This window comes from Pseudomonas sp. A125, from assembly GCF_055409485.1.
In genome coordinates, this window is record NZ_JBUZVP010000044.1 from 16092 (window position 1) to 34629 (window position 18538).

An 18538-nucleotide genomic window follows, 5' to 3' on the forward strand; every position below is an offset into this window, starting at 1 on the left:
TGCCCGCTTTGCAGGCAATAAAAAACCGCCCGGAGGCGGCTGATTGAATTTGTTCGGTTAGATCCCTGCTCGCTCGAAGGCTAGCGGCTCCAGCCCCTTCATCTGCACCAGAGTCAGCGGCGCAAAGTTGCGATCAAGCTGCAGCTCAGTGAAGCGCTCGACGGTCAGCTCGCCCTCCCGGAACAGTTTGGCTCGGACGGGGCCGATGGCGACGTCCTGGAACGAGGCTGGCTGCTGCTGGAGCCAGTGGTAGTAATCGAGATCAGCACTCACCTGCTGCCCGCCGTCAGCACCCACTGAAGCCCGCGTAGCGCCTTTGGCGAACATGGCGCTGAGTTTGGTGAGCAAAACGAACGTCGTACGGCAGTTCGGGTGGAACGGAGGCCTTGGCCCGGAATCCACTGGAAACTTACGTTTGTCCATTGAGCGGCATTGCTGGCTGGTCTTGCTGTCCAGCGTGGCCACCATCTGGATCTCTTCCACGATATCCGTGTTGGCCTTGGCCACCTCCATCCGCGCCTGGGACGACACGTGCTGAATCGCGGTGTGAACGACCGTGCTGGCATTGCGGTTGGTGGTGGCCAGGATGCCGTCTTTGTACCCTGCCGCCTTGGTACCGCGAATGCTGCGGACGATCTGGAAGTTCGTCTGACCTTCGAAGAAACCCTGCCGGATCGTGCCTGTGACGCGCTCACGCTCTGCACCGGTCCAACCCTTGATGAAGGCCTTCAGCAGCTTCCCGCCGCCGGTGCCTCGCACACTGAGCGGATTCGTCAGCACTGCGGTGCGAATTGCAGCGGCCGTCGGCGCGACCACATCCAGCGACACACCAACCGGCGCCGACCTGGCAATGCTGGTCGCCTCGAACTCAGCCTCGTAGTTGGCGATATCCACCAGGTCGAGGTTCAGTTGCGCACTGTAACGGTCGAAGATGCCCAGCAGCAGGCTGTCGACCTCCTTCAGCAACGCTTCCAGGCGCTTCGTGTTGTATTCGGTCAGATCCGACTGGGTAATCCGGTCGCGGATTGAGCGATCAATCTCCTTGAGGAAAGGAGCGAACTTGCCCACCTCCCCTGCCTTCAGCTTTTCGAGGAAGACCGCGTGCCGGATCGTGGCATCAAGTACTGCCGGATTTACCGCCATTTGGTTTGTCCTCGTCGTCCAAGCCCAGGCCGTCGCCCTGCTCTTCCAGTTCGCCGTCGATCTGCAGGTCAGTGCGCTCTGGCGCGATCAGGCCCAGCTTGCGCAGGTAAGCCCGGAGGTCTGCCTTGGCGAAGCCGCCTTGCTGCCACAAGCCAACCAAGGCCGTGATCATCTGCGGATCAGCCGTCAGCTCGACGAACTCCTGATTCACCTGGTAGGCGACCTTCTTGTCAGCGATGCCCATGTAGGCGCAGCACCACATGATCGCCCGGGTATAGGCCTCACTGACGTTCGCCACACAGCCAGCCAGCACAGACGTAGATGCCGATTGATCGCCGCGGGACTCCGTTGCGGTCTTGGCGGCCAGTGACGCCACCACCATCCGCGCGCCCAGTTCGATCATCATCTGGTTCTTGTCGGCCATTGCCTCCTTGACCAGGGTATTCGGCGCCGGCTGCGCGTAGCCGAATGCACCACCAGCAGGCAGAAGCATCGGCGCGCGCGCGAACCGACATAAACCCCCTTCGCCTCGAGTAGCTTCACCCACTGCTCGGTCAGGCCGGAAATCCATGGCTGGGCCTGGCCGCACCAGAAGACGCTGTCTTCGTAGTCGGCACTGTTCCGGTAATGGCCCAAGTTGATCATAGCGATGTCGTAGAGCGGCGATTCATCGATGCTTGGATCGTTGTTCTGCGCGCCGACGAAGGTGAATGGGATCTCCTTGAGACGCCCAGTGACGCCTTCCGGCCTGAACTCTTCGATGATCGCCAGCGGCCCGCCACCTTTCGGACCGGACCGGCGCCAGACGCGGCAGACAAAACCATCATCCTCCAGCGCAAGTTCCCGGTACTGTTCAGCTGTCTTGTAGCCAAACCCGTCAGGTATCTCTGGCGACTCCCGCAGCACCACCAGCGTCAGCACGCTATGACCATTCACCATGCCGGTGCGCCAGTTGATGATGTCTTCAGCGCAGTAGGACAGGATCACCGAGTGCCCGCCGATGCCGTCGTCCTGGTGATAGTCGACGTACAGGCCGTGGCGGCCAGCTTCAAGCACCTTTTCAAGCGTGCCCTGGGAGTGTTGATAAATGCTCACCCCGGAGCCGTTGGCGTTGTCTTGCAGGTACTCCAGCTTCTTCGGTACCGAGAGCGTCGGGTCTTTGTGGAAGGCCAGACCCAGCAGCCCGTTACGGGTGTGCCCGGTGGCGTTCTTGAACACTGCCCGCTCTCGGTAAGCCCGGTTCCTGTCTTCGTTCTCCGGCGACTTGTCGTGTGCGTTGATGTACGGCAGCCGATCGACAACCCGGTGCTGGCCCGCGCAAACGTCGCGAACGGTCGCCCAGCGATCCAGCACTGCCGTGTATTCCGCCCGCTTAAAGGAGACGTCGTTGCTCATCGGGCGTATCCCATTTTGATAGAGGTTGCCGGCTTCCTGGCGCTCTTCGCCACCGCGAAGTACCGGAATCCATCAGACCCGTGTGAGGTCCAGTCGTGAAGTGGTTTGTCTTTCCAGCAGCCGCGCTTGTCATCCCACTCTTTGCGGTAGTTTTCGATGCAGTTGATCCCCTGTTCGCACTTCGCCTCATCGAACACACAGAGCGGTAGAATCTCCCGCGCCGCTTCGATGCCGTCGCTGATGCCAATTTTCGGGACTACGTCGAACGTCATGCTGTAAATCTGCCCGTCGATCTCGTAGCCCTCTTGAGCCAACTCCCGGCGAGTCTTGGCATCGCTGCCGAACTCCCGGTTATCAATGTCGTGCGGCCCCCAGTGCTCGGAGTAGGTGTAACCCTTGTCCTTGAGCACCTTCATGTAATGCCGCAGGCCCTCTCCGCTGTTCTCGTAGTAGTCGATGATGTGAAACTCTTCACCGACCTTGCGCACGAACCAGATGGCCGTGGAATCACCGACACCGATGTCCCAGAAGGTCATCACCGGCAGGTGGCTGTTGTTCGGGATCACGCCGATACGCTGTTGCGCGTAGAGCTTGGTCAGCTGCTGCGCGTAATAGGCACCCTCGACAGACTGCTGGAAGGCTTCGACGGGGATCGAAGGGTATTCCCGCTTCATGTCGTCGCCGAGCGTCTTCTCCTTGGCTGCGTACCAGGCGCGCTGGCCGTCGTTGGTGACAACCCCGTGCTTGGCGTGCAGTTCGTTGAAGTAGTCGGTCAGGCGCTGCGGGATGACCACGTCAGTCGGGTCAAGCCAGTAGGCCTTGTTCTTCCACCAGGAGAAGAAGAAAAACTTCCAGTCCAGCAAGCCCAGGGCCACGCCGGCTAGCTGCTGGCGTTCGGCACTCTGCGAGTAGTCGAAGAAGTAGCCCGCCCGGCCCTCCGCCGTCGATTCAATCGTGACGAAGCAATCGGTAGCGACAGCCTCGAAGGCGCCGGTGACGATCTCTCTGGCCTTGTGGGGAAACTTGGCGCAGATCTTCCCGAACTCGGATACGTGCAGATACCGTAGAGTCCCGCCCCGGAAGGACGTGGACACGTAGAGCGATCCGCCCTTGCTGAACACAAGCTCACCAGCAGCATCGTTAGAAGCAGGGTTGGCAGCGCGTATCTCAGCAGGCAGGTTGTCGTAGGCATATTTGACCTTCTCCCGGAACAGGCGCTTGGCGTCATTCAGGGTGTGAGCGATCAACGCACACTTGGCCGACTCGAACAGCGCCGCGTCCAGCTGGATGATGCAGCACTCGGTGGTGAAGCCAAGCTGCCGAGCCTTCAGGATGATGTTTCGGGTGTGCATCCCGTCGAAGTATTCGATCTGCTCGTCCGTCATCCGGAAGCGAACCTTCTTGCCCTGCTTGTCGGTGATGAAGTAGAGGTTGTTCAACCGCCAGCGCTTGTCCCGGAGCAGCTTCAAGTGCTCGGGCTTCATGTCAGGCTTCCTTCGATAGATCGTCCATCAGTGCAGCCAGGTCGCTGACTGTCTTGTCGCCGGTCTCGGTGTCGAGGTTGTAGGCCTGGCGCTCGCCCTTGATGACCTTGAGCTGGGCATCTACACCAGCGTTCAGGGATCGGGCGAAGTCGCCAGCATTGTCAGGGGTCACATCCATGTCGACGAGGACTGCGCTGAGTTTGTCGGCAATGCCGCGCCACTGAGCCAGTCCAGAGCGGTGAGCCAGGACGACAGCTGCGGCCTGGTCGGATGCCTCTTCGATGATCTCGGCATCGGTAACCACTTTTGACTGGTTACTTTTGGTGGTTACCGCCGTGGTTACCTTCTGCTTGGTTGCCGCTCGAACCTGGTCTGTCAGGTCGCGCTTCCAATCTTCTTTCTTTGCCCGCTTCAGGATGGTCGCGTGGTTTACACCATGCGACTCACCTATCGCGCGAACCGAAAGCAACCCGGCCCGGTAGGCACGTTCGATTGCCTCCCAGTCGGGGTGCTTGGTTGTCATTAGGTAACTCCGGATACAAAAAGGCCTCGCATTAGAGCGAGGCCCGCTGAATCTCTTGGGTTAAGCCAAGGTCAGAACAGCAATATCAAAAACCATTTCTTCTGGTTTGCTCTTTTCAAACCACACGCATTTTGCGCCTTCTTCAGGTCCCGAGCCCCATTCTCCTCCATAATTACCAGTCTCTGTGACAGTCATTTTTGGTCCGCCACTCTTCAGTTGAACTACAGCGCCTTTAACAATATCCGACATCTCACAGCTCCTTGCATGAATGAGCTGCAAACATATGCGCCGGGCAATATTCTTTCAATAGCAGAGACGTCAGTCAGTCTGCAGCAGCACATCAATCAGCTTCTGCTCACCCAGGCGCATCGCACCCAGGCATTGCAGGTCGTCGCACTTTGGGCCGAGGCCGAACACGGTCACCTCTCCCTTCGCACCGATCAGCGTAAGGGCGCCTACGGTGCACTCCGGATGCTCACCTGCATCGAGGTCGTCGGCGATCTTGCGCAGGGTCTTGGCGGCATCGCGCCAGTCTTCCCGCTTGAACTCCAGAACTTTGACAGTCATTCGGTCACCATCTGATGGGTTTGTGCATGTGCATGGCCGTGGAGCAAGCTGACGACTAGGCCTTGAGGCAGTCCGGCAGCCTTGGCAGCGTCAACGGCTTCGGCGATAGCCTTGTCGAGAGCGCTTACCGCTGCATTGACGTCCGGACTCATTAGCAGAACGTGCCGCAGGCGAGTCACTTTGCTCACGGTGCAACCTCGTACTGGAATGCGCGATCAGCAGGCGTTGCCGTCACAAACCGGCAGCGGTGGCTGTCGAACGGCTCCTTGGTGGCGATCGTGCGACGGTATTCGGAATCTGTCTTGCCGGTAAAACGTTCACGGTGAACGACCACACCTTCACGCAGGAACTCGACCTCGGCCGAACCCAGCAGCTTAGTTACGATTACTTTCATTGGATTGTCCCGCGCCACGATTTGGCGCATTCGAAAACGTGGCGCGGATTACTGGGCTGTCCGGTTTAGAGCTTCGTCAACCTTGTCGACTGCTTGGGCCGCAGACGTTGCTGCCTTGGTGGCCTTCTCTGCGGCGGTACCAGTCTGGCGAGTGAGCTCTTCCAGGCGCTTGTCGCGCTCGCCCATTGCGGTGTCGTAGGCCTTGCGAATGTCGGTCACCTGGTTGCTCTGGCTCTCGGCAAGAGACCAGTAGGCGGCCTGGTAACCGAGAACGGCGCCACCCCCCACCAGCACGACAGCGATTGCCCAGACCTCGGCCCGGCGCCACCAGCGGCGTGCGATAAATTCCAATGCGCATCTGTCCATCAGGCGATACCTCCCAGCTTGGTGCGCAGGCGAGTGATCTCGTCGCTCTGTTGCGTCACGCGGTCAGTGAGTTGAGCGACCTGGCTGGTCAGCGCTTCGATCTTGCCTTCCATGCGCCCAACGGCGGCGGCCAGATCATTCCGCTCTTTCGCAAATTGATCGGCGCGGGCCTCGGCTTCTTTGCGGGCGGCGCGCTCTTGGTTGAGCAGTTCATTCAGACGTTTCAGCGTACCGATATCGGCGCTATCCATCGCGCGGTCAGTCGCATCCTTGGAAAGGAAGCGGCGCAACCAAAGCAGGCCGCCCAGTACAACGGTGGCGCTACCGCCCAGCCAGGTAGCTGTGCCTGGGCCGAGGTCAGTAGGATCCATCGTCACTCCATGAAGAAAATGGCCTTGGCCAGTAATAGGTCAGCCCCGGCGGCACTCCCTTCTCAGTGCGAAGGGTGTGGCGGGGCCGAAAACGAACAAGCCCGCACAATGGCGAGGCTGAAATTACGCAAACCGTGAGGGTCTTCCCCCTGTTGAAGCAAGAAGAGATAATCCCGCTTTTGTAAGGAGAGGCAGATGACCAAAATAAATGGATGGTGGCGAGTATGGATCGTTGGCGCTGTACTACTGGGCATTGGCTTCGCCTGGGTGGGGAGTGAAAACCTCCCGACATATCCCTACGATGCTCTTGACTACCACAACTCAAGAATCGGCCCGCTTCATATAGAAAAGATGGCTGCTGCAGAGGGAAAAACGCCAGCTCGTTCTACTGAGAATATCCAACAAGACATCGACGCTCTCAGTGCATCCATGAGCGCGATCGTAAAAAACTACAATCAACGAAAGTTTGAGTCGCGAATGGAGTATTTGGGAGGCTGGATATCCTGCTGCATTGCACTCCTAATAGGTCTTTGGGCGCTTCGCTGGGTGATTGCCGGCTTCGGCGCAAAGCAAATCCGTAACCAGTAGGAAGCAAAATCGAATCTTTTCGATTGAATGCAGAGTCGCCCCCAAAAGTACATCCGAGAAAACATCCACTTAGGTAGCGACGCTCCTCGGAGATATAAAAAAGCCCGGTATTTTCCCGGGCTTTCTATTTCTTCTAAGTGTATTCAGCAGGGGGTCAGCCCGACGCCATCAGGCACAGGCTTGGCCGAGGCCATCACAAAGTGATTGCTGGATACGCGCAGGTTGGAAGCGATGCCTTCGTCAGTGGGTTGGCTACCCGTTCGCCACATAGCGAGGGTTAGTTCCAGCCGTTTCACGCCGACGCTTGGCAGATCGGCCAGCATCACGGCGGATCGGTAGGCATAGGCCACGGGCTCGGCGAATGCCGACATGGAGATACAGGACAGGCAGGCGGCAAGCGCCAAGCCCAGGTAAGCGGACATTCGCTTCATCATTCGGCATTCCTTGTGGTGGTTTTCTTTGGGCAATAAAAAACCCGGCGCAGTGGCCGGGCTCTTTGAATGAAGCTTCAACCGAAAATTGATTCATCCATTGAGTCAATCACATCCAGCGCAATCGCCTCATAAAGATTCTTCAATTCGCTTTCCGCGAATGCGAAAGAAATAGAGAAATCAAACCAGCCTTCGCTCGTTTTCAGGCGAGCCAAGTAGCCACCCTTGGACTTTCCAAGTCGCAGCTGGATGATCAGAGCTTTTTTCGGTAACGAGATAGGTGACTCATCGACGACAAGGCGAATAGCAAACTCAACTTGCAAATCGGAACCGCTAAACGAAGGCCCGAGTACCTGCTTGAATTTGCCCGACTCCATGACGCCAACCTGACAGTAGGCTTCTTCTGGCTTACCTGGCGTGGCGAACTTCTGCCCAGCCAAGCCAACGTGATGCTCAAAACCTCGATAAATACTGTATGCCTTCGTCTGAAGATCATTCCAGTAAGCATCCTGCGCTGTTTTATGCTTGGCGTACGCGTTTCGAATATCCGAAAAATCAGTCAAGGCGCCTTCCTCTAGCAAATCAATGAGAAAGGCCATAGTAGGTCACCAAGTTTTCTAACAGAAGGGTAATAACGAAAAACCCCGACACGATGGCCGGGGTTCTTGCAAGTCAGTCCTACACAAGCAGGAATGACAGGATGGGTGAATAATGCGACATGGCGACATGATATTGCAAGCCCTTTTGAGGGACTATTTTCATGCAGCCTCTACCGACAGCACGCCAACCGCCTCAAGCATGTGCTGGGCCTCGACCAGAGCTTCATCAACCATGGACTCCAGGGCCCCTTTGATGGATTTATTCCAGCGCTGATAGGTGCGCTCCGTCAGGCCCTGGGAGTCCCAGTTCGTCATGTCGTAGTTCGACTCGGCGAGGACGATCATCTCACCCGGCTTCGTTTCAGCCACTGACCTGGCGTGCTTGTTGGCGCGAGCAGCATCGGCGTCGGCCGCTTTGTTGCGCCAATCCCACTGCCCCTCATCCTTGTTTTCCCGATGCTTTGGAGCCTTGACCTCGACCACGGCGCGCTGGATACCTTTCGACTGCTGCGGCACAGCCCAGACCAGTACTGCCTGCTGGGTGAAGCGCAGTGGCGCCGGCGATGGCACAACTGCGACAAGCCTCCCAATGGAATCGATCTTGCGCCCGCGGTGGGTGCTGTACTTCGCCACCAGCGCGTTCCAGTGGCGCGGACTGAGCTGGGCGTGCAGCAGCTTGTGCACGATGCAGTCGGCGAGCAGCGCAGCATCCTTGCCGGTGATCTCGCCTTTGAGCTTGCTGGTCTGCACGCGCGGTTCAACGTTGCACCCGCCGGCGCTATTGATGGTTTCCGCTGCCAGAGCGCGGACGACTGCCGAAATAACGTTTTGATAATTCATGCTGCCGCCCTCTTCAGTTCTTTGGTCATTGCCCGGTACTCGGCCTTAATGGCCTTGATGTCATCCACGGTGTACTTGCGCACGCTTTGGTCCGATTCCAGGGCGTCGACCTCCTCCTGGCCGATTCGCGCTATCAGGCCGATCCGGTAGTCCACGGCGTTGCCAGACAGGAACCGGTTGTCCTGCTTGCTCTGTGCGTGGCAGTTGCGTTCATCGAAGCGAAGGTGCGGAGCAGAGCCGACGCTGCGGTAATGACCTGCATCTACTGCGTTGCCGCTCCAGTCCAGTGGCTTGCCGCTGGATATGCAGAAGTGGCCAGCGGCCTGGTCCCGGGTGCGGATGTACTCGTTGAACGCCTGTTGGGCCTCGCGCATGTGATCGCCGCGGCTCTTCAGCTTCTCCTTGCGGACCTTGATGTCCTTGCGTTCGATGTCCGCCAGCGCCTTACGCGCCTTCGGCTCATGCCTGGGTGCGTCGATCATTGCGCAGGCCGGGCTGCACACCGCCTGACCCATCCGCGAAGGCACGAATGAGGCCCTGCACGTTGCAACTCGGCATTTCTTCGGCTTGGCCGGCTTCCGTTCGATGGTCATACAGCCTCCTTGGCTTTCTGTTGCTCATATGTGAAGTTGCCGCGTAGGGGCATCAGGTTCTTTTCGTGCTTTACCGCATGCATGCATCTGAATTTGCACAACCATCCACCTACTCCGGCCGCCGGCCTGAACTCGTAAACCTTGCCCGTGGTTGGTGAGATGATCAGGTCGCCAGGCATTACAAATCGCACCAGTTCCGCGGTCTCGCCCAAGTACCCACCTGAAATCACCAGTGCCAAGTCGCCCGGCTTGAAGTTATGGCTCATCAGTAGCGCCCTCCCCAATTATCCTTTTGTGTCCAGCGCACCTGGTGCTCGGCGCCAAACGCAAAAACCCACTCGATCAACTCCGAACACTGCTTTACGGTGAGCTTGCTGGTGCGCTCGTAGATGACGTCGAAGCCGTTGCCGTCTACCGCAGGTATCATCTGCGGTTGATCGCCCGACTCGCGTAGCCAAGCGGCCGTCAGCAGGCGCTTCCAAATCAGGACGTCCCACTTCTTCCCGGCGTGTTCGACCTGAGAGGCGATATCGGCCAGCGCTGCGTGCAGGGCTTTGTTCTGCTCCCCGCTGCGGTCCACTTCGGTGATGGCCAGCTTCTTCGGCTTGGCCAGGTCCAGGCCGGCGATGTAGCCCATGGCCTTGTTGCGGTCTGATTCGTTGCGGATCTGTAGGCTGGTCATGGCTTTACCGCCGGGCGATCGCGCCACTTGACGTAGAAGAACACGGTCAGCAGCGCCGGCCACAACATGCTGCCGAGCCAGATCGTGGCGGAAAGCTTAAAGCTGGTCTTCCTCTCCAGTGTCAGCCCGGTCAGAAGGCCGATGTGCATGCATGCCATCATGAAATAGAGCTCAGTCATGACTGCTCTCCGTTGCCCATGGCGGCGGCCTCTTCTTCCCACGGGAAAGGACTGTACGACTCAAAGTCAGTCTCCCAGTGAGCGGGCTCAGTCATGCCCACGTTGTCGTAATGCGCCTGGCAGTGGCGGCACTTGAAAACGTAAAGTCCCCACCCCTTCTCGAAATAGTCTTCCCGATACTCAAGGATCTCAGCCTGGATCAAGGCCAGTTGCTCGACAGTGATCTGGCCGATGATAGCGCTGATGAATGGATCGTCGCCTTCGCTATTAAAGACCTCGATCCAGACCGACTCTTCACCATTGCGCCATACGTTGGCGTCGTACCGGTTCTGCTCAATATCGTCGCGCAGCGCCTCGTTCTCGGCCTTGAGCTGGTCTCGCTCGGCACCCCATTGCATGGCGGCCTCTTCCCACTGCCGGGCGCACATGGCGAGATGCTCATTCTCGGTGATCAGGGCCAGGACTCGTCCGGGGTCTAAAGATGCAATGAACGCAGCGTCTTGGACGCTGAAATAAGGCCGCTTGAAGCACTCAGCGGCGTACCACCGGCTCTCACCCACTTCGCCGCCCCAGTTTTTCGCAGCAGATGCGGCCCGCTTCAGTTCGGTGTAGTCAGTCATTTCAAAATCCCTCCTTGCCGCGCTGCGATTCCCATTCAAACGGAATGACGATCACCCCGCCCTCCCGAAGCCGATCAATGCAGCGTTCGCCAATGGCAGCCGGCAGCGACTGGCCGTCCAGATTGGAAACGATCACCGTCGGGCGCAGTTCTTCGTACCGGCCGTTGATAATCGCGAACAGGGTCGTCAACTCGAAGTCACTGGGCTTCTCCTTGCTGACGCCGATCTCGTCCAGGATGAGCAGCGAGGGGCTGATCAGGCTCGACAGGATCTGGCTCTCGCTCTGGTCGCTGGAGTGGTCGTAGGTGGCGCGGATGGCCTGCAACACGGCGCCGATGGTTCGGTATACGGCCGTCGCGCTGGACTTGCCCATGATCTCGTTGGCGATGGCCACGGACAGGTGCGTCTTTCCGGTGCCAGGCTTACCCAGCAGCAAAAGACAGCGGCCAGTCTCGGCGATCTGCGCGAACTCAGCGGCATACCGGCGGCAGGTGTTCAGCGCCTTTCGCTGTTCCGTGGTGGTGGCGACGTAGCCGTCCAGGGTCTTGCTGGCGAAGCGCTTGGGGATCAGCGCGGCGCCAAGCTTGCGTTCCATGGCCATACGGAGCTCCATCGCCCTGTTGGCCAGTTCTGCAGCTTCGGCCTTCTCGCGGATGATCCGGCCGCACTCAGGGCAACCGCTTTTCAGCTCCTTGCCCAGCACCGGAAAAATCTTCTGGTCGTAGTGCCCGTGGGTCTCGCACTCGGCGGGCTGAATGCGGGTACCCGGCGGCAGTTCAGGGGTTTGCTGGGCAGGCTCAGATCGCATAGGAACCGTCCTCCCGCTGGATCAGGCCGTCGGTGTAGTTCCGTTCGGCAAAGCCGGTGTGGCGCGACTGAGGGGCAGGTGCCGGTGCGGATTCAGCCAGGCGCTTGATCACCCAGGAAGCCTTGAAACCCTGCCAACCGGAATTCAGCGCTTCGGTGATTGCATCGTCTGCGGTGATCCCGGCCTCGGCGCACTTGGCCAGCTCGGTGTTCACGGTCGCCCAGACGGTGGCGGTCACTGCGGCGCGCTTGGCTTTGCGCTGTGTCAGCCAGTCGGCCAGCAGTTGCTCAGGGACGTTGTGAGGGTTGTCGGCCAACAACTGCGCCATGCCGAACGGAGTCTTGCGATCAGGCTTCGGAGGTTCGGCCGGCTCTTGGGGCGGATTAATCTCTTTCGTAGAAAGAGTTAATAGGTGTTCTTTCTTTGTATAAAGAAGGGAGTGAGCAGTTTTGGTCTCACTCGCAGGCGGTCTCAGTGAGACGATATTGTCTGAGTGAGACGTTTTGGTCTCAGTGAGACTCGGTTGTTTTTCTTCGAAGAAAGACCACTCACGGACAGGCGCGATGCCGATATCCCCACGGCTCCCGCCAACGCGAAAAATGATCCGGCGCTCAAGGAGGTGGCTGATCGCCTTCGACGTGACGTCACGGCGCAAGTTGGTCTGTTTGCCGATATCGTCGGCAGTCAGGCGTTTGGTTTCCAGTTGATAGCCGATGGTCTGGCGTGCAATGGCCATGAGCACGCGCAGCTCACGCGCTGGCAGGTCAACCGTAGCCAATGCCTCCATAAGGCTATTGTCCATACGGGTGAATCCCCGAGGGTTGTGTAACGCAAAAATGTTTGGCATGATTTCTCTCGCTTAAAGCAGTTGAAGAAGCCGACCTCGTACGTCGGCTTTTTTGTGCCTGGAATTCAGGCGATGGATTTCAATGGCCGCGCCCGGGCGAGCAACTGCTCCGCACGACGCCCCAACTCCCCCGCCTTCGCTTCAACCTGGCGGCACTGCTTGGCGAACGCTGGCAAGTGCGGCAGATCCAGTTCGCACATCACTTGGTCGTCGAACACTTCGCTGCCGGTGTCGATCACATCGCCAAGGGCACGGATCAGTGCGCCGAAGCTTTTGTTCGCGCATTGGTCGCTGGTCATCTGGCGGGCGCCGGTCAGGCCGTGGCGGCTCGCCAGCTCGTTCACACAGTGATCGCGGAATTCGGGTTCAAGAGCGTTGACCCACGACTCTTCCAGCCAGGACGGCATTTCCTGGTCACCGGACAGCCAGCGCTGAACACGTTTGAGCCAGCGGCCGGTAGCCTTAACAAACTCATTTACATCGGCGGTCAGTTCCGCAGAGTTGAAGTCAGGAACGTCTTTCTTCTGGGCGCGATCAGGAATCGACAGGTGCAGTTCGCGGCTCAAAGCCTGGGCGAAGTCGTCCTGACTCAGGCTGGTGCGTGCGATCTGGTTTTGTGCATGGGCGACCAGCACCTGATCACGGGTTTGTACGGTGTGTCTGGAACTGGACGTTTGCATGGGGACTGCTCTCTTCTAATCTGGCTTCAATGGAACGGCGGACAGGGATGTCGCTTAGGCAGCCATCTCGGCCCATGGAAACGACGGACAAAGGGATTCTTTTTTGAAAGCACCTCCGGTCAACGCCTCCGCTCGCTTGGCAACCACTGGAGACATGCCGTGCTTCTCGCGAACCCAACCGGAAACGGTGCTTTGATCAACCTTGAGCTTTTCAGCCGTGACCTCCTGAGTGCCGAAGAAGGCAACGAGGTCCTTATAAATAGTGTTCATGCTGCCCCTCCATACGGGAATACCCATATAGTAGTTTATGGGAATACCGATTTGCAAGGATATGGGAGCACCCGTAATACTCGCCGGATGGAATTCAAAGATCGTTTAAAGACAGCGCGCCGGCACGCCAAGCTCAACCAGGGCGAATTGGCCGCTAAAGCTGGCATCACGCAGACGTCGATTTCTGACCTTGAGCGTGGAAAATCGAAAGCCACCGCGCACGTCGTGAAGATCGCCGACGCGTGCGGGGTGAGCGCCAAATGGCTTTCCGATGAGATCGGACCAATGCTGGCACTGGGGTCGAGTGCGGGTTCTGCGGAATCGAACATTTCAATTGCCGCCCAGCCCACCAAATCATTCCGCTACCCGGTTGTGAGCTGGGTTGCCGCCGGCGCCTGGGCGGAAGCAGTGGAGCCCTACCCGGCCGGAATCTCCGACACCTACGAGTTTTCGGAGTACGACTCCAAAGGACCGGCGTTCTGGCTGACGGTCAAAGGCGACTCGATGACAGCGCCCGCCGGCCAGAGCATCACCGAGGGCACGCTGATCCTGGTGGACACTGAGGCTGAAGTCGCACCAGGTAAGCTGGTCGTGGCCAAGCTGCCAGACAGCAACGAAGCCACATTCAAGAAGCTGGTTAGCGATGGCGGCCGGCTGTTCCTGAAGCCACTGAACCCGAGCTACCCCATCGAAGCAGTCGACGAGAACTGCCGGATCGTGGGCGTAGTGGTGCAGGCGCTGCAGAAGTTTTACTGATCAGATAACCTATTTGTAGGCTATCTTGGGTTGAAAAATTAGAAGCAGGGATAGCTTATGAAAAGACCATTAATAGAGCCCAGGTTTGTCGGTGTTAGATTTGAAGATCACACCATTCCTCTAGAACTGCTTAAGGATATCGCCGTCCTTGAGGAGTTCGTTATTGCCGTCGCCAAATGGAAATTTGTAGAAGACAACAACCGAATACGAGCCCCGAAAGGGTTTACGGATGCACTATCAATCGCCCTTTCCGGCGTCAATAAGGGAAGTGCCAAACCTGCTATTGCCATTGATTACATTGATCCATCGGCCGGGCTATTTCCTGCGGCCAACGAGGACTACTTCTTCAGAGCAGTGCAAGCTATTGGTAATGCAATTGATGCAGCAGAGCACAACGAACCTATCACGAAGCATCTCCCGGCAAATTTGCTTGGGTACTTTGACAGATTCGGTCGAGGCTTGCGGGATGGTGAAATACTCGAATTTTTCCCCGATAAAGCCCGACCGGCTCGTCTGACCAAACTCACCAGAAGACGCCTGTTGCTTGCATCGCAGAACGAGGAGCTAACCGATGAGGTTACGATTAGAGGCCTCGTTTCCGAGCTAGACCAGGACAAGATGAGCTTCGAACTGCAGATACCTGGAGGCAGGAAAATTTCTGCCAACGTTGACGCTATTCACCTGGATACTATTCTTGAGGCCACGAGAGGATATCGTGCAGGCGTTAAAGTCTCAGTTTCCGGTGTCGGTCGATTTGATCGGTACGAAAGGCTACACTCTTTCGACCTAATCGAGGACGCAGCTATCATTGATACCAACGACCCACTGGCCAGGATTGACGAGCTGAGACTGTTGAAGGTCGGTTGGCTGGATGGTCGTGGCTTCGTTCCTAGTGCAGCGGAGTTCGATTGGCTAGAAGTCTTCTTTACGGAAAACTATCCGTCGACCCTGCCCAATCCCTATATTTACCCAACTGAGGATGGCGGTATTCAGCTTGAGTGGAGAACAGGAAATCAAGATTTAAGCTTGGAAATCGATTTGACCACGAAGGTCGGAGATCTTCACGGGCTCAATACAGAGAGCTTAATTGAATTGTTCGAAGTGCTTTCCATGGATAATCAAGATCATGTGCGGCGACTCGTAGATGTAGTGTCCAAAGCCGCGAAGGGAGAAATTTAATGAAGGAAAGCACCCATCTTCTCCGTCAAATTAATCCAAGCTTTATTCAGGACGGAAAGATCACATCCCAAGCATTCAGCCCCACACCAAAGGACGATAAAAAGCTCTCTTGCTATGATGGGGACCTAATTGCCCCACCAAACGCCTACTCCCACTTTGTCGAATCACTTGGGCTTAGGTCGGTAGGTGTCGTCTCTGTGACAGTTGGTGAATGTGGAGCCCTGAATCTTCAGGCTCTTCCTGATCCGGAGCCCTTCAAAGAGCACGCCATAATTGACTTTGAAGGCAACGATAAAAACGATATCAAGCGAAAATCCAAGCTGCTTCGGACGATAGCCGAAGAGAGAAATTGGCTCTACAAGCCTTGAATAAGCCCGGCCCAGCGCCGGGCTTCTTGTATCTCCAACTTGAGATGATAAAATCTGTGCCCTCCCTCTCGAATGGACTCGTTTTCATGCGCCTATCCTCGATGCCGCTGGCCTTATGCGCCATCTTCACCTGCATCTCCTTAACCGCCCATGCCGACACCAAAAAAGAAAGAGACATCCACTGCGCGGCCTACTACGAAGTGCTTTCAGTAGCTGGTGACCAGCCAGACATAAGCCGCAGTCAGTCCTCAAGAGCCTCCTATGTACTATTGGTGCATGCTGGCTATACCCCGCAGGCTCAGGAAGAAGTTGCGCAAAAAATGGTGGAATTGCACAAAGAGACACCAGGGCCGATGACGCCAGCTAGCACTGCCAAGCTGCGTGAAAAATACGACGCCGAATGCAAAGTCCTTCTGAAGGCCGCCTTGTGAAGATCCTGGTGCTTGTTAGAGCTGATACCTTGGCGGTAGCAGCATAAGCAGCCGTCATCAAGCCCGGCCCAGTGCCGGGCTTCTTGTTTCTGCCCTTACCAGTTAGGATCGATGCTCGCATCCGTATGGAGGGGGCTGCATGAAACCGACTACCGCCAGGCTCGTCAAGATCACTGCTTTGGTCAGCGTATGCGTTAGCGTGACCTACGTAGCCCATGTCGTAAGCCAGGAGGTAGCCTACGTTCATGCGAAGGTCATCAGACTTGCAAGCACTGACACACGCCGGCAGGAGCTCCGATGGCCTGAAGCCGTCGCTTTGCCGGAACTACGAGTTTCTCCCAAGAAGATGAATTCCCAGTTCAACGCAGAATGATTACTCTCGCTAGTATGACGATCAGCATTTCACAAACCTTTCACAGCAGAGCGCTTATGGTTACCCCAGCTCCTAGCGATCATCCCTTTAAGCCCGCTACCCCCCATCGCGGGCTTTTCTTTGTCTGCGATTTATTGCGAGGCGGCTGAGACTTGCGGCTGCGATGAAGGTACAAGACCGACAGGGTTCAGCTTTCCAGTGGCGTCCTCTGGCAGCGTGTACATGGCGCCTGTGAGTGGATCCACTATCAGCATACCTATCAAGCCGCCGATCAACAGGTTGCCCCAGTACCAACCGCTAACAGTTGATTTCAAAGGAACAGTTGTCTCTGTGTAGCCTTCCTTCTGGAAGGTGACGTTATAGCTTTGGCTTTTGAAGTAGCCTCGGCTAGTCTCCAAAATCGCGGTGCCTGGCGTAACGCCCTTCAGCAGCACGTCTCCGCTGCTGTTTTTGATTACGTAGTTGGCGTTTGTAGGCAGGCTGTAAAGGCCAACTTTCGGCTTGCTATCGCTCACAATGCTAGCGCAGCCGGCCAGAGTAATCATTGCAGCAAAAGCGGTGGCACCTGCCACCTTCCCCATCTTCATACCATCACTCCGTTGCGCCGTCATTGGCATAGCTGATGTTCAGCCGGGCGCGATTGTATCGAAATGATGGCAATTAGACATCCATTTGATAAAAAGCTTCTTCGCGGTTTTGATAAGCCCCATCATCATGCGATATATGCATTTATGCATGAAACTTCTTGCAGCTCTATTGCCAAGATGTGTCAGCATCAATACTGTGTATGCATACAGTATTCGCAAGGAGCGAAGCATGAACCAGGCACACTACCCCACATCAAAACCGCGAAATTCCTACGAGCTTGTTGGCCGCCGCCTGCAAGGTTTAATCGCCTCTCCCCGGGTCCAGAGGATTCAGTTGGTCGAGGTATCAAGGCGCGAGGACGAAAGCCCTGAAGCCTGGCACCAAGTCATCCAGGACATCGGCGACACCGCCGGCATACGGGTCGAGCACCTAGATGACGGTGCCGTCAGGATCGGCTGGCGCGAGTACTGCGACTCATAAAAGAGCCCGCCGTTGAGCGGGCTTTTTATCGCCTCCCATAAAATATATGGGAATACCCATTGACGATAAATATGGGATTGCCTATATTTACATCCATCGAGACGCCAAAGCGAATCGCCAGCAGAGAAACCTGCGCCGCTCTTTAGCGACACCCCTTGCCGGATCACCACCGGCCCAGATTCAAAGGCAGCGATGAACCGGCCTAAACGGTTCAGAGGGTTGGCAACTGACCCGGGCGTGCAGCGTAAAGCGCCAAGAACAGTTATCCAGCGGGAGAACAAGCCGAAAGGCCCGCGGCTGGAGTGACATTTGATTCAAGCCGGTGACCGACGCCAGTAGCGGGTTACGGCGCCACAGATTTACTGATGCCGCTTCTATGAGGCGGCATTAGAAATCAACGGAGGAATGTATGAGCCAGCCCAATAGAGAGGACTTTTTGTCCTCGGAGATTTCCAGCTACGAAGAGTTGTTGGCCAAAAGCCTTCAGCTTCAGGACCGCGTAAAGGAAACGACTGCCTCCCTAGAGGCTGCATATTCCGGCGTGATCAACGCCAAGCATGTGTTTGAAGAGATCAAGAAAGAAAACATCGAAGAGCTTCGGGTATTCAGGCAAACGGTTACTCGCGAAGCTGCCGAGATCACCCAGGCAGTCAAGCAACTGAAATCAACCCTCGATGCAAAAAGCCTCTCCGAACTCAGGGAATACGTCGGCCTCTGTGAGCGCCTGAAGGCTCTCCAAGACGCAGGCTTCAAATTCCCCGACTGAACAGCCAGCGCCACGACAGCCTGTCGTTAAGTTCCCGGAGCTCTATATGAGAACCCATCGGCGTGTAATCCACACCGTCAGAAAACTTTAACGTTTTGCAAGTGCTGCTCAGATATTCCCGTCTAGAGAGTAGATAAGCGGGGCAGTGATCGTAATCGGGCCATCTTTCATTAAATCGGCTGGTGGTTTTGGCAGTGGCTGGGCGCGACGGATTAAC

At 56.9% G+C, this 18538-nt stretch carries 29 protein-coding genes and 2 pseudogenes; 7 read left to right on the plus strand and 24 right to left on the minus strand.

Annotation, left to right across the window (positions count from 1 at the left end; translation table 11 throughout):
- Positions 1-57: 57 nt before the first annotated feature.
- From ACZRN6_RS33975 to ACZRN6_RS34020, 10 genes and pseudogenes are all read right to left on the minus strand, one after another.
- Positions 58-1143, minus strand: a complete 1086-nt coding sequence (locus ACZRN6_RS33975; protein ID WP_464009833.1) for a minor capsid protein — start codon at positions 1141-1143, stop codon at positions 58-60.
- A pseudogene (locus tag ACZRN6_RS33980) lies at positions 1118-2538 on the minus strand (DUF4055 domain-containing protein). The gene ACZRN6_RS33975 and the pseudogene ACZRN6_RS33980 overlap by 26 nt, the downstream one beginning before the upstream one ends.
- Entirely contained in the window at positions 2535-4022 is a 1488-nt protein-coding gene (locus ACZRN6_RS33985; protein ID WP_464009834.1) for a terminase, read from the minus strand. The pseudogene ACZRN6_RS33980 and the gene ACZRN6_RS33985 overlap by 4 nt, the downstream one beginning before the upstream one ends.
- A gap of 1 nt (position 4023) precedes the next feature.
- Positions 4024-4545, minus strand: a complete 522-nt coding sequence (locus ACZRN6_RS33990; RefSeq protein ID WP_464009835.1) for a hypothetical protein — start codon at positions 4543-4545, stop codon at positions 4024-4026.
- Positions 4546-4605: 60 nt separating this feature from the next.
- On the minus strand, positions 4606-4794 hold the full coding sequence (locus ACZRN6_RS33995; RefSeq protein WP_464009836.1) for a DUF2158 domain-containing protein: 189 nt from the start codon (positions 4792-4794) through the stop codon (positions 4606-4608).
- A 69-nt stretch (positions 4795-4863) separates the two neighbouring features.
- A complete protein-coding gene (locus tag ACZRN6_RS34000) occupies positions 4864-5112 on the minus strand; it encodes a hypothetical protein (protein ID WP_464009837.1) in 249 nt (82 codons plus the stop codon).
- On the minus strand, positions 5109-5300 hold the full coding sequence (locus ACZRN6_RS34005) for a hypothetical protein (RefSeq protein ID WP_464009838.1): 192 nt from the start codon (positions 5298-5300) through the stop codon (positions 5109-5111). Before ACZRN6_RS34005 ends, ACZRN6_RS34000 begins: the two co-directional genes overlap by 4 nt.
- Entirely contained in the window at positions 5297-5506 is a 210-nt protein-coding gene (locus ACZRN6_RS34010) for a hypothetical protein (RefSeq protein ID WP_269133011.1), read from the minus strand. Before ACZRN6_RS34010 ends, ACZRN6_RS34005 begins: the two co-directional genes overlap by 4 nt.
- Positions 5507-5554: 48 nt before the next feature.
- On the minus strand, positions 5555-5872 hold the full coding sequence (locus tag ACZRN6_RS34015) for a hypothetical protein (protein ID WP_154949652.1): 318 nt from the start codon (positions 5870-5872) through the stop codon (positions 5555-5557).
- The gene (locus tag ACZRN6_RS34020; protein WP_025856073.1) at positions 5872-6243 is read right to left on the minus strand and encodes a chemotaxis protein; all 372 of its coding nucleotides are present in this window, start codon (positions 6241-6243) and stop codon (positions 5872-5874) included. Before ACZRN6_RS34020 ends, ACZRN6_RS34015 begins: the two co-directional genes overlap by 1 nt.
- A 195-nt stretch (positions 6244-6438) precedes the next feature.
- Between ACZRN6_RS34020 and ACZRN6_RS34025 the strand changes: the two genes are divergently transcribed.
- Complete coding sequence (locus ACZRN6_RS34025; protein WP_464009839.1) at positions 6439-6831, plus strand: hypothetical protein; 393 nt, start codon at positions 6439-6441, stop codon at positions 6829-6831.
- 143 nt (positions 6832-6974) lie between these two features.
- Here ACZRN6_RS34025 and ACZRN6_RS34030 read toward each other — a convergent pair whose 3' ends face one another.
- From ACZRN6_RS34030 to ACZRN6_RS34085, 12 genes are all read right to left on the minus strand, one after another.
- Positions 6975-7265: a hypothetical protein gene (locus tag ACZRN6_RS34030; RefSeq protein WP_464009840.1), complete on the minus strand. Its 291-nt coding sequence runs from the start codon at positions 7263-7265 to the stop codon at positions 6975-6977.
- 74 nt (positions 7266-7339) lie between these two features.
- On the minus strand, positions 7340-7861 hold the full coding sequence (locus ACZRN6_RS34035) for a hypothetical protein (RefSeq protein WP_464009841.1): 522 nt from the start codon (positions 7859-7861) through the stop codon (positions 7340-7342).
- 159 nt (positions 7862-8020) lie between these two features.
- Positions 8021-8701 carry a hypothetical protein gene (locus tag ACZRN6_RS34040; RefSeq protein WP_464009842.1) on the minus strand — a complete coding sequence of 227 codons (681 nt, stop codon included), beginning with the start codon at positions 8699-8701 and terminating at the stop codon, positions 8021-8023.
- Complete coding sequence (locus tag ACZRN6_RS34045) at positions 8698-9294, minus strand: recombination protein NinG (protein ID WP_464009843.1); 597 nt, start codon at positions 9292-9294, stop codon at positions 8698-8700. Before ACZRN6_RS34045 ends, ACZRN6_RS34040 begins: the two co-directional genes overlap by 4 nt.
- On the minus strand, positions 9291-9560 hold the full coding sequence (locus ACZRN6_RS34050) for a hypothetical protein (protein WP_464009844.1): 270 nt from the start codon (positions 9558-9560) through the stop codon (positions 9291-9293). The genes ACZRN6_RS34045 and ACZRN6_RS34050 overlap by 4 nt, the downstream gene beginning before the upstream one ends.
- Positions 9560-9976 carry a recombination protein NinB gene (locus ACZRN6_RS34055; protein WP_464009845.1) on the minus strand — a complete coding sequence of 139 codons (417 nt, stop codon included), beginning with the start codon at positions 9974-9976 and terminating at the stop codon, positions 9560-9562. Before ACZRN6_RS34055 ends, ACZRN6_RS34050 begins: the two co-directional genes overlap by 1 nt.
- Positions 9973-10155 (minus strand): hypothetical protein, encoded by a 183-nt coding sequence (locus ACZRN6_RS34060; RefSeq protein ID WP_464009846.1) that lies wholly within the window; start codon positions 10153-10155, stop codon positions 9973-9975. The genes ACZRN6_RS34055 and ACZRN6_RS34060 overlap by 4 nt, the downstream gene beginning before the upstream one ends.
- The gene (locus tag ACZRN6_RS34065; protein ID WP_464009847.1) at positions 10152-10775 is read right to left on the minus strand and encodes a hypothetical protein; all 624 of its coding nucleotides are present in this window, start codon (positions 10773-10775) and stop codon (positions 10152-10154) included. The genes ACZRN6_RS34060 and ACZRN6_RS34065 overlap by 4 nt, the downstream gene beginning before the upstream one ends.
- 1 nt (position 10776) lies before the next feature.
- Complete coding sequence (locus tag ACZRN6_RS34070) at positions 10777-11583, minus strand: ATP-binding protein (protein WP_464009848.1); 807 nt, start codon at positions 11581-11583, stop codon at positions 10777-10779.
- A complete protein-coding gene (locus ACZRN6_RS34075) occupies positions 11573-12430 on the minus strand; it encodes a replication protein (RefSeq protein ID WP_464009849.1) in 858 nt (285 codons plus the stop codon). The genes ACZRN6_RS34070 and ACZRN6_RS34075 overlap by 11 nt, the downstream gene beginning before the upstream one ends.
- Before the next feature lie 65 nt (positions 12431-12495).
- Positions 12496-13110, minus strand: a complete 615-nt coding sequence (locus ACZRN6_RS34080) for a hypothetical protein (RefSeq protein ID WP_464009850.1) — start codon at positions 13108-13110, stop codon at positions 12496-12498.
- 54 nt (positions 13111-13164) lie between these two features.
- Entirely contained in the window at positions 13165-13380 is a 216-nt protein-coding gene (locus tag ACZRN6_RS34085; protein WP_003218319.1) for a helix-turn-helix domain-containing protein, read from the minus strand.
- Positions 13381-13467: 87 nt separating this feature from the next.
- Between ACZRN6_RS34085 and ACZRN6_RS34090 the strand changes: the two genes are divergently transcribed.
- The 4 genes from ACZRN6_RS34090 (at position 13468) to ACZRN6_RS34105 (ending at position 16114) form a co-directional block, all read left to right on the plus strand.
- Complete coding sequence (locus tag ACZRN6_RS34090) at positions 13468-14136, plus strand: LexA family protein (protein WP_464009851.1); 669 nt, start codon at positions 13468-13470, stop codon at positions 14134-14136.
- Positions 14137-14193: 57 nt separating this feature from the next.
- Positions 14194-15315: a hypothetical protein gene (locus ACZRN6_RS34095; RefSeq protein WP_464009852.1), complete on the plus strand. Its 1122-nt coding sequence runs from the start codon at positions 14194-14196 to the stop codon at positions 15313-15315.
- Positions 15315-15683 carry a hypothetical protein gene (locus ACZRN6_RS34100; protein WP_464009853.1) on the plus strand — a complete coding sequence of 123 codons (369 nt, stop codon included), beginning with the start codon at positions 15315-15317 and terminating at the stop codon, positions 15681-15683. The genes ACZRN6_RS34095 and ACZRN6_RS34100 overlap by 1 nt, the downstream gene beginning before the upstream one ends.
- A gap of 86 nt (positions 15684-15769) precedes the next feature.
- Positions 15770-16114 (plus strand): hypothetical protein, encoded by a 345-nt coding sequence (locus tag ACZRN6_RS34105; RefSeq protein WP_464009854.1) that lies wholly within the window; start codon positions 15770-15772, stop codon positions 16112-16114.
- A 504-nt stretch (positions 16115-16618) separates the two neighbouring features.
- Here ACZRN6_RS34105 and ACZRN6_RS34110 read toward each other — a convergent pair.
- Entirely contained in the window at positions 16619-17074 is a 456-nt protein-coding gene (locus ACZRN6_RS34110) for a hypothetical protein (protein ID WP_464009855.1), read from the minus strand.
- Positions 17075-17303: 229 nt separating this feature from the next.
- Here ACZRN6_RS34110 and ACZRN6_RS34115 point away from each other — a divergent pair, with 229 nt between their 5' ends.
- Complete coding sequence (locus ACZRN6_RS34115; RefSeq protein WP_464009856.1) at positions 17304-17555, plus strand: DUF1654 domain-containing protein; 252 nt, start codon at positions 17304-17306, stop codon at positions 17553-17555.
- A gap of 409 nt (positions 17556-17964) precedes the next feature.
- Positions 17965-18321: a hypothetical protein gene (locus ACZRN6_RS34120; RefSeq protein ID WP_464009857.1), complete on the plus strand. Its 357-nt coding sequence runs from the start codon at positions 17965-17967 to the stop codon at positions 18319-18321.
- A gap of 108 nt (positions 18322-18429) precedes the next feature.
- Here the strand turns inward: ACZRN6_RS34120 and ACZRN6_RS34125 are convergent.
- Positions 18430-18538: pseudogene (locus tag ACZRN6_RS34125) on the minus strand (energy transducer TonB); the annotation flags it as partial.

Bases quoted from the DNA above. Each gene is read 5' to 3' on its own strand.
- ACZRN6_RS34120 (WP_464009857.1), top strand. From the start codon at position 17,965: ATGAGCCAGCCCAATAGAGAGGACTTTTTGTCCTCGGAGATTTCCAGC.
- ACZRN6_RS33995 (WP_464009836.1), bottom strand. From the start codon at position 4,794: ATGTCGGATATTGTTAAAGGCGCTGTAGTTCAACTGAAGAGTGGCGGA.
- ACZRN6_RS33990 (WP_464009835.1), bottom strand. From the start codon at position 4,545: ATGACAACCAAGCACCCCGACTGGGAGGCAATCGAACGTGCCTACCGG.
- ACZRN6_RS34105 (WP_464009854.1), top strand. From the start codon at position 15,770: ATGCGCCTATCCTCGATGCCGCTGGCCTTATGCGCCATCTTCACCTGC.
- ACZRN6_RS34040 (WP_464009842.1), bottom strand. From the start codon at position 8,701: ATGAATTATCAAAACGTTATTTCGGCAGTCGTCCGCGCTCTGGCAGCG.
- ACZRN6_RS34095 (WP_464009852.1), top strand. From the start codon at position 14,194: ATGAAAAGACCATTAATAGAGCCCAGGTTTGTCGGTGTTAGATTTGAA.
- ACZRN6_RS33985 (WP_464009834.1), bottom strand. From the start codon at position 4,022: ATGAAGCCCGAGCACTTGAAGCTGCTCCGGGACAAGCGCTGGCGGTTG.
- ACZRN6_RS34035 (WP_464009841.1), bottom strand. From the start codon at position 7,861: ATGGCCTTTCTCATTGATTTGCTAGAGGAAGGCGCCTTGACTGATTTT.
- ACZRN6_RS34110 (WP_464009855.1), bottom strand. From the start codon at position 17,074: ATGAAGATGGGGAAGGTGGCAGGTGCCACCGCTTTTGCTGCAATGATT.
- ACZRN6_RS34020 (WP_025856073.1), bottom strand. From the start codon at position 6,243: ATGGATCCTACTGACCTCGGCCCAGGCACAGCTACCTGGCTGGGCGGT.
- ACZRN6_RS34000 (WP_464009837.1), bottom strand. From the start codon at position 5,112: ATGACTGTCAAAGTTCTGGAGTTCAAGCGGGAAGACTGGCGCGATGCC.
- ACZRN6_RS34080 (WP_464009850.1), bottom strand. From the start codon at position 13,110: ATGCAAACGTCCAGTTCCAGACACACCGTACAAACCCGTGATCAGGTG.
- ACZRN6_RS34065 (WP_464009847.1), bottom strand. From the start codon at position 10,775: ATGACTGACTACACCGAACTGAAGCGGGCCGCATCTGCTGCGAAAAAC.
- ACZRN6_RS34045 (WP_464009843.1), bottom strand. From the start codon at position 9,294: ATGACCATCGAACGGAAGCCGGCCAAGCCGAAGAAATGCCGAGTTGCA.
- ACZRN6_RS34050 (WP_464009844.1), bottom strand. From the start codon at position 9,560: ATGAGCCATAACTTCAAGCCGGGCGACTTGGCACTGGTGATTTCAGGT.
- ACZRN6_RS34060 (WP_464009846.1), bottom strand. From the start codon at position 10,155: ATGACTGAGCTCTATTTCATGATGGCATGCATGCACATCGGCCTTCTG.
- ACZRN6_RS34055 (WP_464009845.1), bottom strand. From the start codon at position 9,976: ATGACCAGCCTACAGATCCGCAACGAATCAGACCGCAACAAGGCCATG.
- ACZRN6_RS34075 (WP_464009849.1), bottom strand. From the start codon at position 12,430: ATGCCAAACATTTTTGCGTTACACAACCCTCGGGGATTCACCCGTATG.
- ACZRN6_RS34025 (WP_464009839.1), top strand. From the start codon at position 6,439: ATGACCAAAATAAATGGATGGTGGCGAGTATGGATCGTTGGCGCTGTA.
- ACZRN6_RS33975 (WP_464009833.1), bottom strand. From the start codon at position 1,143: ATGGCGGTAAATCCGGCAGTACTTGATGCCACGATCCGGCACGCGGTC.
- ACZRN6_RS34085 (WP_003218319.1), bottom strand. From the start codon at position 13,380: ATGAACACTATTTATAAGGACCTCGTTGCCTTCTTCGGCACTCAGGAG.
- ACZRN6_RS34070 (WP_464009848.1), bottom strand. From the start codon at position 11,583: ATGCGATCTGAGCCTGCCCAGCAAACCCCTGAACTGCCGCCGGGTACC.
- ACZRN6_RS34030 (WP_464009840.1), bottom strand. From the start codon at position 7,265: ATGATGAAGCGAATGTCCGCTTACCTGGGCTTGGCGCTTGCCGCCTGC.
- ACZRN6_RS34010 (WP_269133011.1), bottom strand. From the start codon at position 5,506: ATGAAAGTAATCGTAACTAAGCTGCTGGGTTCGGCCGAGGTCGAGTTC.
- ACZRN6_RS34115 (WP_464009856.1), top strand. From the start codon at position 17,304: ATGAACCAGGCACACTACCCCACATCAAAACCGCGAAATTCCTACGAG.
- ACZRN6_RS34015 (WP_154949652.1), bottom strand. From the start codon at position 5,872: ATGGACAGATGCGCATTGGAATTTATCGCACGCCGCTGGTGGCGCCGG.
- ACZRN6_RS34100 (WP_464009853.1), top strand. From the start codon at position 15,315: ATGAAGGAAAGCACCCATCTTCTCCGTCAAATTAATCCAAGCTTTATT.
- ACZRN6_RS34090 (WP_464009851.1), top strand. From the start codon at position 13,468: ATGGAATTCAAAGATCGTTTAAAGACAGCGCGCCGGCACGCCAAGCTC.